16 protein-coding genes are annotated in these 17,592 nt (G+C 49.5%); 12 read left to right on the top strand and 4 right to left on the bottom strand.

All coding sequences use genetic code 11. The annotated features are described in order from the left end of the window. Positions 1–44: 44 nt before the first annotated feature. Complete coding sequence (locus BCT27_RS06375) at positions 45–926, top strand: LysR substrate-binding domain-containing protein (protein WP_102395345.1); 882 nt, start codon at positions 45–47, stop codon at positions 924–926. A 119-nt stretch (positions 927–1,045) separates the two neighbouring features. After that, positions 1,046–1,618: a tRNA adenosine(34) deaminase TadA gene (gene tadA, locus BCT27_RS06370; protein WP_277869468.1), complete on the top strand. Its 573-nt coding sequence runs from the start codon at positions 1,046–1,048 to the stop codon at positions 1,616–1,618. On the opposite strand, the gene BCT27_RS25625 is transcribed toward tadA, so the two are convergent. After that, positions 1,615–1,776, bottom strand: a complete 162-nt coding sequence (locus BCT27_RS25625; protein ID WP_017011365.1) for a hypothetical protein — start codon at positions 1,774–1,776, stop codon at positions 1,615–1,617. The two genes, tadA and BCT27_RS25625, sit on opposite strands and share 4 nt — an antisense overlap. 101 nt (positions 1,777–1,877) lie before the next feature. Beyond that, on the bottom strand, positions 1,878–3,455 hold the full coding sequence (mltF, locus tag BCT27_RS06365; RefSeq protein ID WP_102395344.1) for a membrane-bound lytic murein transglycosylase MltF: 1,578 nt from the start codon (positions 3,453–3,455) through the stop codon (positions 1,878–1,880). A 312-nt stretch (positions 3,456–3,767) separates the two neighbouring features. On the opposite strand from mltF, the gene purL reads away from it, so the two are divergent. The 3 genes from purL to glnB all read left to right on the top strand — a co-directional run bounded on the left by purL (position 3,768) and on the right by glnB (position 8,718). After that, entirely contained in the window at positions 3,768–7,676 is a 3,909-nt protein-coding gene (purL, locus tag BCT27_RS06360) for a phosphoribosylformylglycinamidine synthase (protein WP_102395343.1), read from the top strand. 122 nt (positions 7,677–7,798) lie between these two features. Beyond that, positions 7,799–8,236 (top strand): GNAT family N-acetyltransferase, encoded by a 438-nt coding sequence (locus tag BCT27_RS06355; protein WP_102395342.1) that lies wholly within the window; start codon positions 7,799–7,801, stop codon positions 8,234–8,236. Between the two features lie 143 nt (positions 8,237–8,379). After that, positions 8,380–8,718 (top strand): nitrogen regulatory protein P-II, encoded by a 339-nt coding sequence (gene glnB / locus BCT27_RS06350; protein WP_017011361.1) that lies wholly within the window; start codon positions 8,380–8,382, stop codon positions 8,716–8,718. A 103-nt stretch (positions 8,719–8,821) separates the two neighbouring features. On the opposite strand, the gene BCT27_RS06345 is transcribed toward glnB, so the two are convergent. Beyond that, on the bottom strand, positions 8,822–10,300 hold the full coding sequence (locus tag BCT27_RS06345; RefSeq protein ID WP_102395341.1) for an alkaline phosphatase family protein: 1,479 nt from the start codon (positions 10,298–10,300) through the stop codon (positions 8,822–8,824). A gap of 195 nt (positions 10,301–10,495) precedes the next feature. Beyond that, on the bottom strand, positions 10,496–11,101 hold the full coding sequence (locus BCT27_RS06340) for a DUF6198 family protein (RefSeq protein WP_074926992.1): 606 nt from the start codon (positions 11,099–11,101) through the stop codon (positions 10,496–10,498). A 522-nt stretch (positions 11,102–11,623) separates the two neighbouring features. Here BCT27_RS06340 and glyA point away from each other — a divergent pair. The 7 genes from glyA (at position 11,624) to nusB (ending at position 17,569) form a co-directional block, all read left to right on the top strand. Next, positions 11,624–12,874 carry a serine hydroxymethyltransferase gene (gene glyA, locus BCT27_RS06335; protein WP_017011357.1) on the top strand — a complete coding sequence of 417 codons (1,251 nt, stop codon included), beginning with the start codon at positions 11,624–11,626 and terminating at the stop codon, positions 12,872–12,874. A gap of 131 nt (positions 12,875–13,005) precedes the next feature. Further along, entirely contained in the window at positions 13,006–13,455 is a 450-nt protein-coding gene (nrdR, locus tag BCT27_RS06330) for a transcriptional regulator NrdR (RefSeq protein WP_102318437.1), read from the top strand. A gap of 8 nt (positions 13,456–13,463) precedes the next feature. After that, complete coding sequence (gene ribD, locus BCT27_RS06325) at positions 13,464–14,576, top strand: bifunctional diaminohydroxyphosphoribosylaminopyrimidine deaminase/5-amino-6-(5-phosphoribosylamino)uracil reductase RibD (RefSeq protein WP_102389681.1); 1,113 nt, start codon at positions 13,464–13,466, stop codon at positions 14,574–14,576. Positions 14,577–14,594: 18 nt separating this feature from the next. After that, positions 14,595–15,257, top strand: coding sequence for a riboflavin synthase (locus tag BCT27_RS06320; protein WP_102318435.1), 663 nt, complete (start codon positions 14,595–14,597; stop codon positions 15,255–15,257). A 48-nt stretch (positions 15,258–15,305) separates the two neighbouring features. Continuing rightward, a complete protein-coding gene (gene ribBA / locus BCT27_RS06315) occupies positions 15,306–16,415 on the top strand; it encodes a bifunctional 3,4-dihydroxy-2-butanone-4-phosphate synthase/GTP cyclohydrolase II (protein WP_102389683.1) in 1,110 nt (369 codons plus the stop codon). 216 nt (positions 16,416–16,631) lie between these two features. Further along, positions 16,632–17,102, top strand: coding sequence for a 6,7-dimethyl-8-ribityllumazine synthase (gene ribH / locus BCT27_RS06310; RefSeq protein ID WP_016959723.1), 471 nt, complete (start codon positions 16,632–16,634; stop codon positions 17,100–17,102). Further along, entirely contained in the window at positions 17,096–17,569 is a 474-nt protein-coding gene (gene nusB / locus BCT27_RS06305; protein WP_371734780.1) for a transcription antitermination factor NusB, read from the top strand. Before ribH ends, nusB begins: the two co-directional genes overlap by 7 nt. Positions 17,570–17,592 lie beyond the last annotated feature (23 nt).

Here is a 17,592-nt window from a genome sequence, read left to right as displayed (position 1 = left end):
GATAATCCATAATTCCGGCAATTAACTTTTACCGGACGGTAATAATGGCAGATTGGCAAGGCGTTTCAGAATTTGTCGCTGTGGCAGAAACTGCAAGCTTTACAAAAGCGGCACAACGATTAGGTACATCAACGGCACATGTCAGTCGCCAAGTTTCCCTTTTAGAAGATAGGTTAGATACGCGATTGTTGTTCAGAACAACCCGTCGCGTGTCGCTTACAGATGAAGGGGATACGTATTTTCAACATTGTCGCCTTCTTTTGGATGGATTACGGGAAGCAGAAAGTGCGTTAACGCAACTCAAAGCGTCGCCGCGAGGGCAAATAAAACTGACAGCCCCTGTCACCTATGGTGAGCAAATGATCATGCCCATCATCTTGGATTTTATGGCGCAGTACCCGCAGGTAGAGATAGACGTTGATTTGACCAACAACCAATTGGACTTGATTGATTCAGGGTGTGATTTTGCGATTCGTTTAGGGCGGCTAGCCAATTCTTCATTGGTGTGTAAGCGCTTGGCGACGCGCAAGCTGATCGTATGTGGTTCAGCCACTTACTTGGCGAAAAACGGTACGCCGCATACCTTGTCCGAGTTGAGCCAGCACAACTGCCTGCGAGGGCAACATGATTATTGGCGTTTTCGTGAAGAAGGGCGTGAGAGAAACATCCGCATTTCAGGAACATTGCGTTGTAACAGCGGCATCGCCTTGCTAGATGCAGCAAAGCAAGGGAGTGGGTTGATTCAGTTGCCGGACTATTACCTGCAAACGGCATTGGATGAAGGCTCTGTAGTGCGCGTGTTGAATAACTACCAAGATTTAGAAGAAGGAATTTGGGCTCTGTTCCCTCATCGCCGATTGCAGCCGTTGAGGGTGAAAATGCTGGTGGCATTTTTAACTGATGCACTGACAAATAAGGCACTGTGAAGGTTCTATCAGCGCCCTTATTAACCCAAACAAACGCTCGCTGAACAAGCACCTTGAGGTTGTTTGGGTATATACTTCATCTCGCGATCGAGTAATGGAAAGAAACAGTGGAAAACGACGTGACGCAAACAGAATTAGATCATCAATTTATGCTGCGAGCCATCGAGCTTGCGGGCAATGCAGAAGCCGAAGGTGAAGTGCCCGTAGGGGCTGTGGTTGTTCACAATGGTGTGGTGATTGGTGAAGGCTGGAATCGATTGATTGGTCAACACGATGCGACGGCACATGCTGAAATGATGGCGCTGCGTCAGGCGGGGAAAGTCCTGCAAAACTATCGGTTATTGGATGCCACGCTGTACGTGACGCTCGAGCCTTGCCCAATGTGCGCCAGTGCTATGGTGCATAGCCGAATTGGCAAAGTGGTTTATGGTGCGTCTGATGCGAAAACGGGTGCCGCGGGTAGTGTGATGAATTTGCTCAGTTATGACGGTGTGAACCACCACGTCGCGTACCAAGGTGGTGTGTTAGACGTTGAATGTCGTGAGCAGCTACAAGCGTTTTTCCGTCGTCGCCGAGCGGAGAAAAAAGCGGAAAAGGACGCGCGTAGAGCCGCACTGGCTGCAGAGGGTTCTGAGATGTTGGAAAAACCGAAAAGAACCCCAAAAAATGTCACGTCGGATAAAGACGCTTAATAGCTTTCCTCAAAGTCTGCAAACTCTCTGATCGCAAAGGTGCGCTGTCGCCACAACACTTTCTTCAAGTTGTTAGAACGCATTCTCTTGCGGCGGTTTGCAGCCATACTGCTGCTTCGGCTAAAGCTTGCTTGAGCCTGTCTCTTCTTTGCTAACATCTGTTACTCCATAAAGGAATGAAAAGCGCAGCCAACGCTGCGCTCGTGATTCGCTAGATGGTTAAGGTTATAACCTGCTAGTGTGAACACACTATGACAGGTTAGTTGCCTTTTTTGTCGCTGTCTTTTTCGCCTTTGGGACGTTCTGACTTTTCTGGCTCAGTTAACGCTTTTTCATCGGCATTTTCCGTAGAAGCGTCACCGTCACCTTTGCGTTCACCATTTGGCGTGGCTTGTTCCATGTCTACCACGATGGTTTGCAAGTCATCCACGTTATCGGCTTCTTCGCTTTGGATGGCGAGTGCTTGGTCTTGCTCATGCCCAATGATGCTTTGGTAGTATCGACGGATATTCTCTACATAGCTTTTCGCTTCATAGCCGCGCGCGTAACCATAACGGGTTTGCGTGTAGTACTGACGTTTTGCTAGCAAGGGTAAGCGTTGCTTCACATCTGCCCATGAATCGGGGTTGCCGCCTTGCGCCTTAGTCAGTCGACGCGCATCCATCATATGGCCGAAACCGATGTTGTAAGAGGCAAAGGCAAACCAAATACGCTCGTGATCATTCACACTGTCAGGCACGCGGTCGAGCATTTTGCGCAAGTAAGCCGCACCACCACGGATGCTTTGCTCTGGGTCTAAACGGTTTTTCACCCCAACGGATTTTGCTGTTGGCAGTGTTAACATCATCATGCCGCGAACCCCTGTTGGTGAAACCGCTCGTGGGTTCCAGTGGGATTCTTGATAGGACAATGCCGCCAGTAAACGCCAATCAAATTCGTCGGCGTACTTTTTAAATAGCGGTTCCCATTTCGGCAATTTGCTGTCGATGGCACGCAGAAAAGCGCGGGTGTCTACAAAGTCAAAACTGTCGACGTGACCGAAGTACTTCTCTTCCAGCGCGGCCAATTCGCCACTTTGGGTTTTCTTGCCAAAGAACTCGATCATCAAGGCATACAGGCTGTCGTCTTGGTTTTTCTTCATGAACCAAGCCACAGGCTCATCTTCTGTCAGTTCAATCGCGACCGTGATCGTGGGGTGAGTGCGTTGGATCAGGGCGATATCGACAGAGTCGGCGATGGTGAAATCGAGTTGTCCATCAGCGACTTGCTTAAGAAGCTCATCATCGTCGGTGTCTTTGACGCTTTCCCAAATCAAATCTTGGTATTCGCGCTGGATGGCTTGAAGGGTCATGGCATGGCTAGAACCTTCAACCACGGCAATGCGTGCGCCGTCTTTGTTCAGTTCCGTTAAATTCCGTGGACGCCAATGGCCGTTTTTGTACACCAATTGTTGGCTGACAAAGTAATACGCAGGCCCGGGGCGGAATTGTTTCATGCGCTCTTCGGTAATGGTTAGGCCTGCTGCCAAAATATCAACATCGCCACGCTCAAGCGCAGGGAAAAGGCCAGAAAGGGTATACGCCGGCTGCATTTCGAGCTTCACGCCAAGGCTGTCTGCAAATTGGGTCGCGAGTTCGAAGTCGAGACCTGTCGGGCCATCAGAACCAATGTAATATGACAGTTGGTTGTTGAGCGTGCCTACACGCAACACACCACGATCGCGGATTTTCTCCAGCTCAGATCGGTCGTCATAGTGCCATTCGCAGGCGGAAAGAAAGAAAACCGCGATGAAGCCTGCAAGCAGGGGATAAAGTCGTTTTACTGCGCTCGAGTTCAAAAAGATATGCTCACTCTCTATCGATAGGGGACTGTTATATCAAAGCTCGCACTATGCGAAAAGCCGAGCTGCATTTCTTGCTGAAATTGTGCTGTATTCTGACGAGAACGACGGTCATCAGAAAAAAGTTACGCAAACGGTTGCGTCAGGTGTTACGTCGCTCACCTTTTTACCCTATAATACCGCCCCGAAGGCCTTGTTGGAGGCTCAAAAGTGGTATCGACGTAGCTTTTCCATGAACGTTAGCAGCGATTAATCATGGGGTTAGGTCAATGTCACTTTAATCCACCGCTAACCGAGAGACGTACGCACATGGAAATTTTGCGTGGTTCCCCCGCTCTGTCCGATTTTCGAGTCAATAAACTTCTAGAAAGCTGTCAGGCGAATGATTTGCCTGTTACTGGCCTCTATGCAGAGTATACCCATTTCGCTGATATCAGCGCGCCGTTGAGTGAAGATGAACAACAAAAGTTGGCACGTCTTCTCACGTACGGACCAACAATCGCTGAACATGCTCCAACAGGAACCTTGATTCTTGTTACGCCACGTCCCGGCACCATTTCTCCTTGGTCCTCTAAAGCGACCGATATCGCGCACAACTGCGGATTAAATCAAATCAAGCGTCTTGAGCGCGGCACGGCGTACTACGTTGAGCTGTCTGCTGCACTGACCGAAGCACAAACACACACACTTATAGGCCTACTTCACGACCGTATGATGGAAGTGGTGTTTGCTGACATGGCAGAGGCTTCTGCACTGTTCATTGAAGCGACGCCTGCACCGGTGAAGGCCGTTGATGTGTTGGGTGGTGGTCGCGACGCATTGGTTACCGCGAACGTGGAACTCGGCCTTGCGCTTGCAGACGATGAAATTGATTACTTGGTGGAAAGCTTCATCAAACTGGGTCGCAACCCGAACGACATCGAATTGATGATGTTTGCTCAGGCTAACTCAGAGCACTGCCGTCACAAGATTTTCAACGCCGATTGGACAATCGATGGTGTTGATCAGGACAAGAGCCTGTTCAAAATGATCAAAAATACGTTTGAGCACAACAGCGAAAACGTATTGTCAGCGTACAAAGATAACGCCGCTGTTATGAAGGGCTCTGAGGTGGGACGTTTCTTCCCGAACCCTGAATCTCGTCAATATAACTACCATCAGGAAGCGGCACATATCCTGATGAAAGTTGAAACACACAACCACCCAACGGCGATTTCCCCGTGGCCTGGCGCTTCTACCGGTTCTGGTGGTGAAATCCGTGATGAAGGCGCAACCGGTATTGGTGGTAAGCCCAAAGCGGGCTTGGTTGGTTTTACCGTTTCTAACCTTCGTATCCCAGGTTTCGAACAGCCTTGGGAAACCGATTTCGGCAAACCTGACCGTATCGTCACTGCGCTGGACATCATGCTAGAAGGCCCTCTGGGTGGCGCGGCATTTAACAACGAATTTGGTCGCCCTAACCTGTTAGGTTACTTCCGTACCTACGAAGAAAAAGTCACGTCACACAACGGTGAAGAAGTACGTGGCTACCACAAGCCAATCATGATTGCTGGCGGCATGGGTAACATTCGCGAGCAACACGTACAGAAGAAAGAAATTCCGGTTGGCGCAAAGCTTATCGTACTTGGCGGTCCTGCAATGAACATCGGTCTTGGCGGCGGTGCAGCCTCGTCAATGGCGTCGGGTCAGTCAGCAGAAGACCTCGACTTTGCATCAGTACAGCGTGAAAACCCAGAAATGGAACGCCGTTGTCAGGAAGTGATCGACCGTTGTTGGCAGTTGGGTGAAAACAACCCTATCGCCTTTATCCACGATGTGGGCGCGGGCGGTATTTCTAACGCATTGCCAGAATTGGTCGATGACGGTGAGCGTGGCGGTAAATTCCAGCTACGTGATGTACCGAACGATGAGCCGGGCATGAGTCCGCTAGAGATTTGGTGTAACGAATCTCAAGAACGTTATGTGATGGCCGTTGCGCCAGAACACATGGCAGTGTTCGATGCAATTTGTCAGCGCGAGCGCGCACCTTATGCCGTTGTAGGTGAAGCGACGGAAGAGCGTCACTTGACCCTTGAAGATGCGCATTTTGATAACACGCCTATCGACATGCCGCTTGACGTGTTGCTGGGTAAGCCACCAAAAATGCACCGCGACGTTCAAACGCAGAAAGTGGAAGGCAAAGCGATCGACCGTACAGGTATCTCGGTGGAAGACGCATCACTTCGCGTACTTCGCCTTCCTTCTGTGGCAGAAAAAACCTTCCTGATCACCATCGGCGACCGCACGGTAACAGGCCTGGTTGCGCGTGACCAAATGGTGGGCCCTTGGCAGGTGCCTGTGGCGAACTGTGCGGTAACGGCAGCAAGTTATGACACCTACCACGGCGAAGCGATGTCGATGGGTGAGCGTACGCCAGTGGCTCTGCTTGATTTCGCAGCATCGGCACGTTTGGCCGTGGCCGAGTCACTGACAAACATCGCATGTTCTGACATTGGCGACCTGAAGCGCATTAACCTTTCAGCGAACTGGATGGCTGCAGCGGGTCACCCGGGTGAAGATGCAGGCCTTTACGAAGCCGTGAAAGCGATCGGTGAAGAGCTGTGTCCTGCGCTTGATTTGACGATTCCAGTGGGCAAAGACTCGATGTCGATGAAAACCCGTTGGGAGCAAGACGGCGAGCAGAAAGAAAATACCTCACCACTTTCTTTGGTGATCACGGCCTTTGGTCGTGTTGAAGATGTACGTAAAACGGTGACGCCTCAACTTCGTACCGACAAAGGCGAGAGTGCATTGGTGTTGGTCGACTTAGGTCAAGGCCAAAACCGTCTAGGTGCAACCGCACTGGCGCAGGTGTACAAGCAATTGGGTGACAAACCCGCTGATGTTGATAGCCCTGAACTACTGAAAGGCTTCTTCAACGCGATGCAAACACTTGTGCGTGATGAAAAACTTCTGGCTTACCACGACCGTGGCGACGGTGGTCTTTATGTCACCTTGGCAGAAATGGCGTTTGCTGGTCACGTTGGCCTTGAAGTGGACATCAATACTTTGTCTGCAACAGGCGAGTGTGATGACGAGATTGCAGCTCTGTTCAATGAAGAACTGGGTGCCGTCATTCAAGTGCGCACCGAAGACTTGGATATGGTTCAATCGACGTTAGCTTCCCACGGCTTAGAAGCGTGTAGCCATGTCATTGGTACGCTGAGCGATGAAGATACTGTTCGTATTTGGAATGGTGATGATTTGGTGTTGGAACAAAACCGCACTGAGCTTCGCACCATCTGGGCGGAAACGACCCACAAAATGCAAGCAATGCGTGACAACCCAAGCTGTGCAGACCAAGAGTTTGCAGCGAAGAAAGATGTCACCGACCCAGGTTTGAGCGCAGCATTGTCGTTTGACGTGCAAGAAGATGTTGCTGCACCGTTCATCGCAACCGGCGCACGTCCTCAAATGGCGATCTTGCGCGAGCAAGGCGTTAACTCACACGTTGAAATGGCAGCGGCATTTGATCGCGCTGGCTTTGACGCGAAAGACGTTCACATGAGTGACTTGCTGAGCGGCAATGTGACGTTGGAAGGCTTTAATGGTCTTGTGGCGTGTGGCGGCTTCTCTTACGGTGACGTATTGGGCGCTGGCGAAGGCTGGGCGAAATCTATCTTGTTTAACGACATGGCGCGTGACCAGTTCGAACGTTTCTTCCATCGCGGCGATTCCTTTGCGCTGGGTGTGTGTAACGGTTGTCAGATGCTATCTAACCTTCATGACCTGATCCCGGGTGCTGATTTGTGGCCACGTTTTGTGCGCAACGAATCTGAGCGTTTTGAAGCCCGTTTCAGCTTGGTTGAAGTGCAAGAAAACCCATCTTTGTTCCTTGGTGGCATGGCAGGTTCACGTATGCCTATCGCGGTTTCTCACGGTGAAGGCCGTGTGGAAGTGCGCAATGCTGAACACCTTGCTGCGATTGAACAATCAGGCACAGTTGCCCTGCGTTACTTGGATAACTTCGGCAACGTAACGGACAATTACCCGTCTAACCCGAACGGATCGCCAAACGGCATCACTGGCCTCACAACCACAGACGGCCGTGTGACCATCATGATGCCGCACCCTGAGCGTGTATTCCGTACTGTGGCGAACTCATGGCACCCAGACAGTTGGGGCGAAGATAGCCCATGGATGCGTATGTTCCGCAATGCGCGCGTAACGCTAGGGTAATTTGGTGAAGGAATCACCAAACTTGTGACACAAACCGCTACCCACGGGTGGCGGTTTTTTATCTCATTGCATGCGGTAAGGGCGAAAAGGTATATTCCGGTGGCAATGAAGGAGAGATGCAAATGGACAGTGCAATCAGTTTTACACTCATTCCCACGGGACAAGTCTCATCTGAGCTGTTGACCCGTTTCCCCGCTTTATCTCAACTCGATGAGATTTCTTCCGATCAAGAAGTGCCCGTGTTGGTGGCAGAAAAAGACGGTGCAACGGTCGCCGTTGCCGTGCTTTCTCATGCAAAACGTCATAACGGCATTATGGTGGAAAACGCCACATTGACCCTGCTTGAAGTGGATCAATCTTCACGTTTACAGGGTATCGGTAAAATTTTGCTAAATGCGTTAGAAGCTTACGCAGCAACCATCACTCATGAGCTGAAAGTGGATTGTGGTGCCGTGATTGGGCGTAAACCTATGCAGTCATTGTTGACGAATTCAGGTTACCAACCGCCGTTTGCAAGCGGTGATGCGAAGCCAACCCAATGGAAAAAATCTCTGATTTGAGCCGATGCGGTGCACGAATGTGAGAGTGAAAGCTGCGCGATAATTCTCACCTCGGGTTACAATTAACATCATAGCGTTAAACGAATTTATTGATGATATTGCTGATTCGGTTACTAGGGATTGGCACTTATAGGGAATGCGACATGAAAAAAATCGAAGCGATTATTAAACCATTCAAGCTAGATGACGTCCGTGAAGCGTTAGCTGAAGTGGGTATCACAGGTATGACGGTATCTGAAGTGAAAGGTTTTGGCCGTCAGAAAGGCCACACTGAGTTATACCGTGGTGCTGAATACATGGTCGACTTTCTGCCGAAAGTGAAGCTAGAAATCGTCGTTGCAGATGATATGGCAGAGCAGTGTGTAGATACCATTGTTGAAACGGCACAGACTGGAAAAATCGGCGACGGCAAAATTTTCGTTACCGAAGTTGAGCGTGTTGTTCGTATCCGTACGGGTGAAGAAGACGAAGAAGCGGTGTAAGTTTCACCCTCAAATATTTAGAAGGCCTCCCATTGGGAGGCCTTTTTGTTGCCGAAAGCTTTTGGCTGACGGGTTATTGACCTATGAGCTATTGACCTATGAGTTATTGAGCGATACCCGTTGCGTCATTGATGACATGGTAAATGTAATTTTGCTCTACCGCGCCTTGGAACAACCATGCTTGAGGGCCACGCGCGAAGATAATGACATCTTCTCCTGAGTGGGTTTCAGAGCCCAATCCAACCAATGCTTGTTGGAGATAGTCGAGCTTCAACACTTGTTCTTGAGAAACGCTAGGGCGTGGAGATTCTCCAACGGCGCCCGGGCCATTCCCGTAAACAATGGTGGTGTAGGTGTTGCCATCGACGTCCTTGTTGAATTTACCTTGTTGTTTCGATAGGCCCAGAATTGGGTTACCTCTTTCTGCGTAACCGTTCATGATCATGGTGTGCGCATGGTCAGCAGTAACGATGATGAGGGTATCTTTAGGATCGGTTTTTTCGAGAGCGACCTTGATGGCTTCATCGTAGGCTTTGGTATCTTCTAATGCGCGAGCTGCATTGCCACCGTGGTGCGCATGGTCAATACGTCCCGCTTCGACCATTAGCACATAGCCTTCTTTGTCTTGTTCAAGGATATCGATGGCCTTGTCCGTCATTTGTGCCAGCGAAGGTTCTTTGTTATCGACTTTTCGGTCTGCTTCATATTGCATGTGGCTTGGTTCAAACAAGCCTAGAACACGGGTTTTCTCATCGACCTTGATACTGTCAAAACCTTCAAGGTTATACACGAATTGGCCGTCACTGTAGCGCGCTTGCCATTCTTCAATCAGGTTGCGGTCATCTGTACGCTTCCCACCTTTATCCGGGTATTCAGGGTCAGTGGCATCAGCGGGTATGAATTCGCGACGCCCGCCACCAAAGGCCACTTGGAAACCGTCACCAACATCAAAAGCGACGAGCTGACTTGCGATGTCTTTACAGCCCTGTTCCTTGGCAATGTTCGGGACTTTGCTGTCATTTTCCCAATTACGGTCTGGGCTATGAGCATACGCCGTCGCTGGGGTTGCATGGGTGATGCGCGCGGTTGAAACGACGCCCACTGCTTTGCCTTTGTCTGCTGCTAGCTCGAAGATAGAACTGGCTTCGTTGCCTGCGACAGTGTCGCAAAACCCTCTGCGAACGTTGTCATTAACGTTAATAATACCGCCTTTGGTTTTTACACCTGTGACGATCGCTGTGGCGGTACCTGCAGAGTCTGGGGTTTGCATGTCGGTATTGTAGGTTTTGGAAAGGGCGACATGTGGCAGCGTTTCCATGTTGAGTATGTTTTCTTCACCACTGCTGCCATTTTGTTGGCCCACATAAATGCGTGCGGCGGTTATCGTTCCTAAGCTCATGCCGTCACCGATGAACACGATGACGTTTTTTGCTTGGCCGATGATAGGGGTATTTTTCTTTGCGTTTTCAATAGCCGACTGAGCGTCCTTATACCAAACATCACTTTGTTGCGGTACAGCAGCCGTTGCGGATCCTGCAACTAAGCATGTCGCGATAAGAGAAAGGGTAAATTGCTTTTTCATTGTTTTAATCCATTACTTTTGGTTATTGGCAATATTGTTATTAGCACCAATGAAGCAACGATGATGTTTCAATGACAAAATGAAGTTGGGGGCGGGATGTTTGTATGACTAATAAGACAGTAAATCAACAGAAAAGGGTATAAGTCAGCACGTCGAATTCACGCCGACGTGCCAATTTATAGTGTGTTCGATCGGTTAATAGCACACAACGTAACGGTCAGGTCGGTGGTTCATGGTGAGTACGAGATTCAGTACAAATGCGCCCATTGCCGAGCACGCTAAAAGCCAAGGCGAGACGAAGAAAAACGAGGCGAGTAGAATTGATAAATCGATACCCATTTGAACGTTACCCGCGCGCACCCCAAACTTTTCTTGGCAGAAAAGGGCCAGAACATTGAAACCACCCAAGCTGGCGTTGTGGCGAAAAATCATCAGCATACCCACACCCATCAGTAAGCCACCGATCAATGCGCAATACACGGGTGATAACCAATCCACGCTGAACACATGCCCAATGTTGTCTGTGATAATGGAAACCATTGCGCCTGCAAACACGCTTCTTAGCGCAAATTGACGCCCAAAGCGTTGCCACGCCATGACATAGAAAGGCAGGTTAAACAGGAAATACAGGGTACCAAACGACAGATCTACAAATTGATTGAGCAAAAGTGCCAGTCCTGTCGTACCGCCTGTAAGAAGGCCAGCCTGTTGAAGAAAGAACACGCCCTGCGCCACGATAAATGTACCTGACAGAATGGCGATTACGTCTTCGAGGGACGTGTGTCTAGCGGTTAAGTTCAAAAGGTTCTCCCAAAATGGTGTTGCTTCGCAAATTTGTCGTTTTTAAAGGAAAAAATGACGTTGCTAACGAGCCATTAAAACAAAAAGTGGGAAATCTTAATGAGTAAGGAAAACATTGAAAAGATGTGCCTTAAAGACAGCCTTGAGGCTGTGTCACAAATGCGTTACACACTGTAAAGAGAAAAGGTTTACACACCCTGTTGAATAGCGGCGCTATGCCGCTTTGCAGGCGATGGGTGAATTGAATTCATGGTTAGAATGAAAAATGACCATGTTCGGCAGCGCAAAAAAAATGTGATTGCTACTACCTGTTGCGCAACAAATTTTGTAGAATCGCACCAGTTAGGAAAACCGTGACGAAAACGTTTGCGTCCGCATGGATACTGGTGTTTAAGAAACGGTAAAAACCCACTTATTCTGAGGTTACAACCAGGTTGACTAAATCACTTGTTCCTATCGAGTTATTTAGCCAACTTGGTTAAACACGTTAGCCTAGGGAACAATCTGAGTCAGGAGATACAGATGCTAAAGCGTGACATGAATATCGCTGATTACGATCCAGAGCTTTTTACTGCGATCCAGGAAGAAACTGCACGTCAAGAAGAGCACATTGAGCTCATCGCGTCAGAAAACTACACCAGCCCTCGCGTTATGGAAGCGCAAGGTTCCCAGCTAACCAACAAATACGCTGAAGGCTACCCAGGCAAGCGCTACTACGGCGGTTGTGAGTACGTTGATAAAGCGGAAGCATTAGCCATTGACCGCGCGTGTGCATTGTTTAATGCAGAATATGCGAACGTTCAACCACACTCAGGTTCTCAAGCTAACAGCGCGATTTACATGGCGTTGTTGAACCCTGGTGATACAGTCCTAGGCATGAGCCTAGCGCACGGTGGTCACTTGACGCACGGCTCTCCAGTAAACTTCTCTGGTAAGCACTACAACGTGATTCCTTACGGTATCGACGAAGCGGGTCAAATTAACTACGACGAAATGGAAGCGTTGGCGATTGAGCACAACCCTAAAATGATCATCGGTGGTTTCTCTGCTTACTCACAAATCGTTGATTGGGCGCGTATGCGTGAAATCGCTGACAAAGTGGGTGCTTACCTGTTTGTTGATATGGCACACGTAGCGGGTCTGATCGCGGCGGGTGTTTACCCAACGCCAGTACCACACGCACACGTTGTTTCTACGACGACGCACAAAACGTTGGCAGGTCCACGCGGTGGTTTGATTCTTTCGAATGCTGGCGAAGACATGTACAAGAAGCTGAACTCAGCAGTCTTCCCTGGTGGTCAAGGTGGTCCTTTGATGCACGTTATCGCGGCAAAAGCGGTTGCGTTCAAAGAAGCGATGGAACCTGAATTCAAAGCGTACCAACAGCGCGTTGTTGATAACGCAAAAGCCATGGTTGCTCAGTTCCAAGAGCGCGGTTACAAAATCGTGTCTAACAGCACAGAAAACCACCTGCTTTTGGTTGATTTGATCGACAAAAACATCACCGGTAAAGAAGCGGATGCAGCATTGGGTGCGGCGAACATCACTGTGAACAAAAACAGTGTGCCAAATGACCCACGCAGCCCATTCGTAACATCAGGTATCCGTGTGGGTTCTCCTGCAATTACGCGTCGTGGTTTTACCCAAGATGATGCAAAAGAACTGGCTAACTGGATGTGTGATGTGCTGGATGACATCGAAAACCAAGATGTTATTAACGCGACCAAAGCGAAAGTGCTTGAAATCTGTAAGCGTCTACCTGTTTACGCGTAAGCCGTAAATTGATGACAAAAAGCACCTTCGGGTGCTTTTTTTGGCTCTAAATTCACCACTTTCGTCATTCTACCCACTTACCCTTTAGGTTAAATCGGTTACACTGTTCTTCAATTATTGAAGGAGGCGAGATGCACTGTCCATTCTGTGGTGCAAATGACACCAAAGTGATCGATTCACGACTTGTGGCTGACGGCCACCAGGTGCGTCGTCGTCGCCAGTGTTTAGCGTGTAGCGAACGTTATACCACGTTTGAAACTGCCGAACTGGTGATGCCGCGTATCATCAAAACCAATGGCAACCGAGATCCGTTCAACGAAGATAAAATGCGTGGCGGTATTCAACGTGCGTTGGAAAAACGTCCAGTCAGTACTGACGACATCGAGAAAGCCATCAACACCATCAAGTCCACCATTCGTGCTACGGGTGAACGTGAAGTGTCGTCTACCTTGGTGGGTAACCTCGTGATGGATGCATTAAAAGAGCTCGATAAAGTGGCATATATTCGCTTCGCGTCCGTATATCATAGCTTTGAAGATATTCGTGATTTTGGCGAAGAGATTGCTCGCCTAGAAAAATAAGCGGATCCATGTTTTCTATTTTTGATTCAGAAATGATGCAGCGTGCGATCGATTTAGCGCAGCGCGGCATCTACACCACAGCACCAAACCCGAACGTTGGCTGTGTGATCACCCAAGGTGATGACATTGTTGGCGAAGGTTTCCATTTTCGTGCCGGTGAACCTCATGCCGAAGTTCATGCATTGCGAGAAGCGGGTGAGCACGCTTTGGGCGCCACCGCATATGTCACGCTTGAGCCTTGTTCTCACTATGGCCGAACGCCGCCCTGTGCGGATGCATTAATCAATGCCAAGGTGAGCCGCGTTGTGTGTGCCATGGTTGATCCCAACCCGAAAGTGGCCGGTCAGGGCATACAACGATTGCGCGATGCGGGTATTCAGGTCGATGTGGGCTTGATGCAAGCACAGGCTGAAGCATTGAATCCAGGGTTCATCAAAATGATGAAAACCGGTATCCCGTTTGTTCAGTTGAAGTTAGCCGCCAGTCTTGATGGGCGTACGGCGCTGGCCAACGGGAAAAGCCAATGGATCACTGGACCTGAAGCGCGCAGCGATGTTCAAGGCTTCCGTGCCGTTGCTGGCGCGATCCTTTCAACCAGCCAGACTGTCCATGATGACAATCCATCGTTGAATGTGCGCTGGGCGCAGTTACCTCAAGATGTAAAAGCACATTACGATGAGGCGACCTTGCGTCAGCCTCTCCGTGTGATACTTGATTCGAAAGGCACCGTTTCCTCGACATCGCAGCTGTTTTCTCTGGAAGGGGATATCGTCATCGTCACCGCGAATACCTCGTTGTCTTTTGAGCAAGAGAATGTCGATGTCATTGTGGTGCCCAAGTGCACAAAAGGCATAGACTTGAACGCGGCACTGCGCGCATTGGCAAGCAAAGGCATTAACCACATTTGGGTTGAAGCGGGGGCAACGCTCGCAGGCAGTTTGCTTGCTGAAAACCTCGTTGATGAGCTGATTGTTTATCAAGCGCCAAAGTTGATGGGGGCGGATAGCCGAGCCTTGGTGAATCTCGAAGGGATCGTCTCCATGGAGCATGTTCCGACCTATTCTTTGACGGACGTTTGCCAAATGGGCAACGACATTCGTCTGCGATTACACAAGCAGTAATACTCAAAGCGAAGAAGTATGTTTACAGGAATTATCGAAGCGGTTGGCCGTATTCAGAAGATTACGCCAAAAGGGACAGACATCGCCCTGACTGTTGATAGCGGAAAACTGGATCTGTCAGATGTGAAGCTGGGTGATAGCATTGCCACCAATGGCGTGTGTTTGACCGTGGTTGAATTGACAGGCAACGGGTATGTTGCTGACCTTTCAACGGAAACATTGAAGCGTACTGCGTTTGTCCACTATCAAGCTGGGCAAAAAGTGAACCTTGAAAAAGCCATGCTGCCTACGACACGTTTTGGTGGTCACATGGTATCAGGCCATGTTGATGGGCTGGCTACTGTGGTGTCTCGCGAACAAACGGGACGTGCGATTGAGTTTTGGCTCGAAGCATCCGCAAGTTTGGCGAAATACCTCGCAGAGAAAGGGTCTGTCACGATCGATGGCATTAGTTTGACCATCAATGCCGTTGATGGCGCTCGCTTCAAGTTGACCATTGTGCCGCACACTGCACTGGAAACCACCATTGAAGATTTGAGTGTCGGCAAGCAAGTGAATCTCGAAGTGGACGTGATTGCTCGCTACCTAGAAAGATTGATGATGGGCGACCGCGCCGCGCAGCAGACGGGCGAAGGCGGATTGACCATGGCAAAACTCGCGGAGTCGGGTTTTCTTAGATAATGTAACCCTTGCCGTTTGGGCAAAGGCAGATGTAACAAGGAACGAACAATGGCCATAAGCAGCGCAGAAGAGATCATTGAAGATATTCGTCAGGGCAAGATGGTAATCCTGATGGATGATGAAGACCGCGAAAATGAAGGTGATTTAATCATCGCGGCCGAGAAGGTTACCCCTGAAGCCATCAACTTTATGGCGATGTATGGTCGCGGTCTGATTTGCTTAACCATGACGAAAGATCGTTGCCAACGTCTTGGTTTGCCGCTGATGGTCAGCGACAACAATGCGCAATTTTCTACCGCATTCACTGTGTCTATCGAAGCGGCGACCGGTGTCACCACGGGTATTTCTGCTGCTGATCGTGCACGCACTGTAGAAGCGGCTGTGGCCCCGAATGCGGTTGCTGCTGACTTGGTGCAACCGGGACACATTTTCCCGTTGATGGCGCAAGACGGTGGTGTTTTGACACGTGCAGGCCACACTGAAGCAGGCTGTGATTTGGCGCGTCTAGGCGGGTTTTCTCCGTCTGGTGTCATTGTTGAAATTCTCAATGAAGACGGCACCATGGCGCGTCGTCCTGATTTGGAAAAGTTCGGTGAAAAACACGACATCAAACTCGGCACCATTGCCGATTTGATTGAATACCGTAACAACAACGAAACCACCATCGAGCGTGTGGCTGAGTGTAAACTGCCAACGGATTTTGGTGAATTTGACCTGATTACGTATCGTGACACCATCGATAACCAAGTGCATTATGCGCTGCGTAAAGGTGAGGTTGATAACCAGCCGACCATGGTGCGCGTGCACTTGCAAGATACCTTTACTGACGTGCTTCACTCTGACCGTTCGGCAGAGCGTAGCTGGTCACTGACGGATGCAATGAAGCGCATTAACGCCGAAGGCGGTGTGTTGGTCATCCTTGGCAAAGAAGAATCGGCAGACGGCATCATCGAAAAAGTGCGTAATTTTGAAGCGCAGGACAAAGGTGAACGCCCAGCATCCGCCAAGTGGCAAGGTACAAGTCGCCGTGTGGGTGTTGGTTCGCAGATCTTAGCCGATCTTGGTGTGACAGAAATGCGCTTGTTGTCATCCACATCAAAACGTTATCACGCTCTGTCAGGGTTTGGCTTGAAAGTTGTCGAGTACGTTTGCGACTAAACTGAATTAAGACGTTCTAACAATGAAAGCGCAGCACTCGCTGCGTTTTTTGATTTGCAGGGCGTAAACATAGATACCCAAACAACCTGAAGATACAGGATTCAGCGAGTTTGGTTATGCACAATACATTGCGGGATAAGCGCTAGAAGCTTTGCTGATAAGTGTGATAGAATCCCGCGGTTTCTCAATCCGGATAAATAAGTCACAGGAAGGCCCATGAAGGTAATCGAAGGTGCATTTGCAGCACCAAATGCTCAAGTTGCTATCGTTATCTCCCGATTCAACAGCTTCATTAACGAAAGTCTGCTGGATGGAGCCATTGATGCACTGAAGCGTCAGGGCCAGGTTAGCGAAGAGAACATTACTGTAGTACGTTGCCCAGGTGCTTACGAGTTGCCATTGGTTGCACAACGTGTTGCAAAAAGCGGTCGTTACGACGCAATCATCGCCTTAGGATCTGTGATCCGCGGCGGTACGCCACACTTTGACTATGTGGCCGGAGAATGTAACAAAGGTCTAGCACAAGTTGCATTGGAGTTTGATACTCCTGTTGCTTTTGGTGTCCTGACTGTTGACACCATCGAACAAGCCATCGAACGCGCGGGTACCAAGGCTGGTAATAAAGGGGCAGAGGCTGCACTAAGCGCGCTTGAAATGGTAAATGTCCTGTCCCAAATCGAATCCTAACGGGGGTTATCGTGAAACCAGCCGCAAGACGCAATGCGCGTCATTTTGCACTACAAGCCATTTATTCTTGGCAATTAACCAAAGGCAACGTTGCTGATATCGAAGCACAGTTTCTTTCGGCAGATAATTACGAAGAAGAAGAGCATCAGGCCGAAGAGCCACGCCTACGCCAACCTGAAACGGATGTAGAATACTTCCGTGACCTGTTTGCAGGCGTTGTGTTGAACCACCAAGAAATGGACAGCAAAATGCGTCCTTACTTGTCTCGTCCAATCCAAGATCTGGATGAGATGGAACATGCACTTCTGCGTCTAGCTATGTATGAGCTAACAAAACGTGAAGATGTTCCTTTCAAAGTTGTGATTAACGAAGCTATTGAGCTGGCGAAGCGTTTCGGCGCAGAAGACAGCCACAAATTCGTGAACGGTGTGCTTGATAAAGCCGTACCGACACTAAGAAAGAAATAATCTGAAAGACAGATAAAAAGGCC

The sequence above is a fragment of the Enterovibrio norvegicus genome, assembly GCF_002876705.1.
Taxonomy (GTDB): domain Bacteria; phylum Pseudomonadota; class Gammaproteobacteria; order Enterobacterales; family Vibrionaceae; genus Enterovibrio; species Enterovibrio norvegicus_B.
The sequence above is the reverse complement of the archived record's forward strand: the minus strand, read 5'-3'. Positions and strand labels throughout refer to the sequence as shown.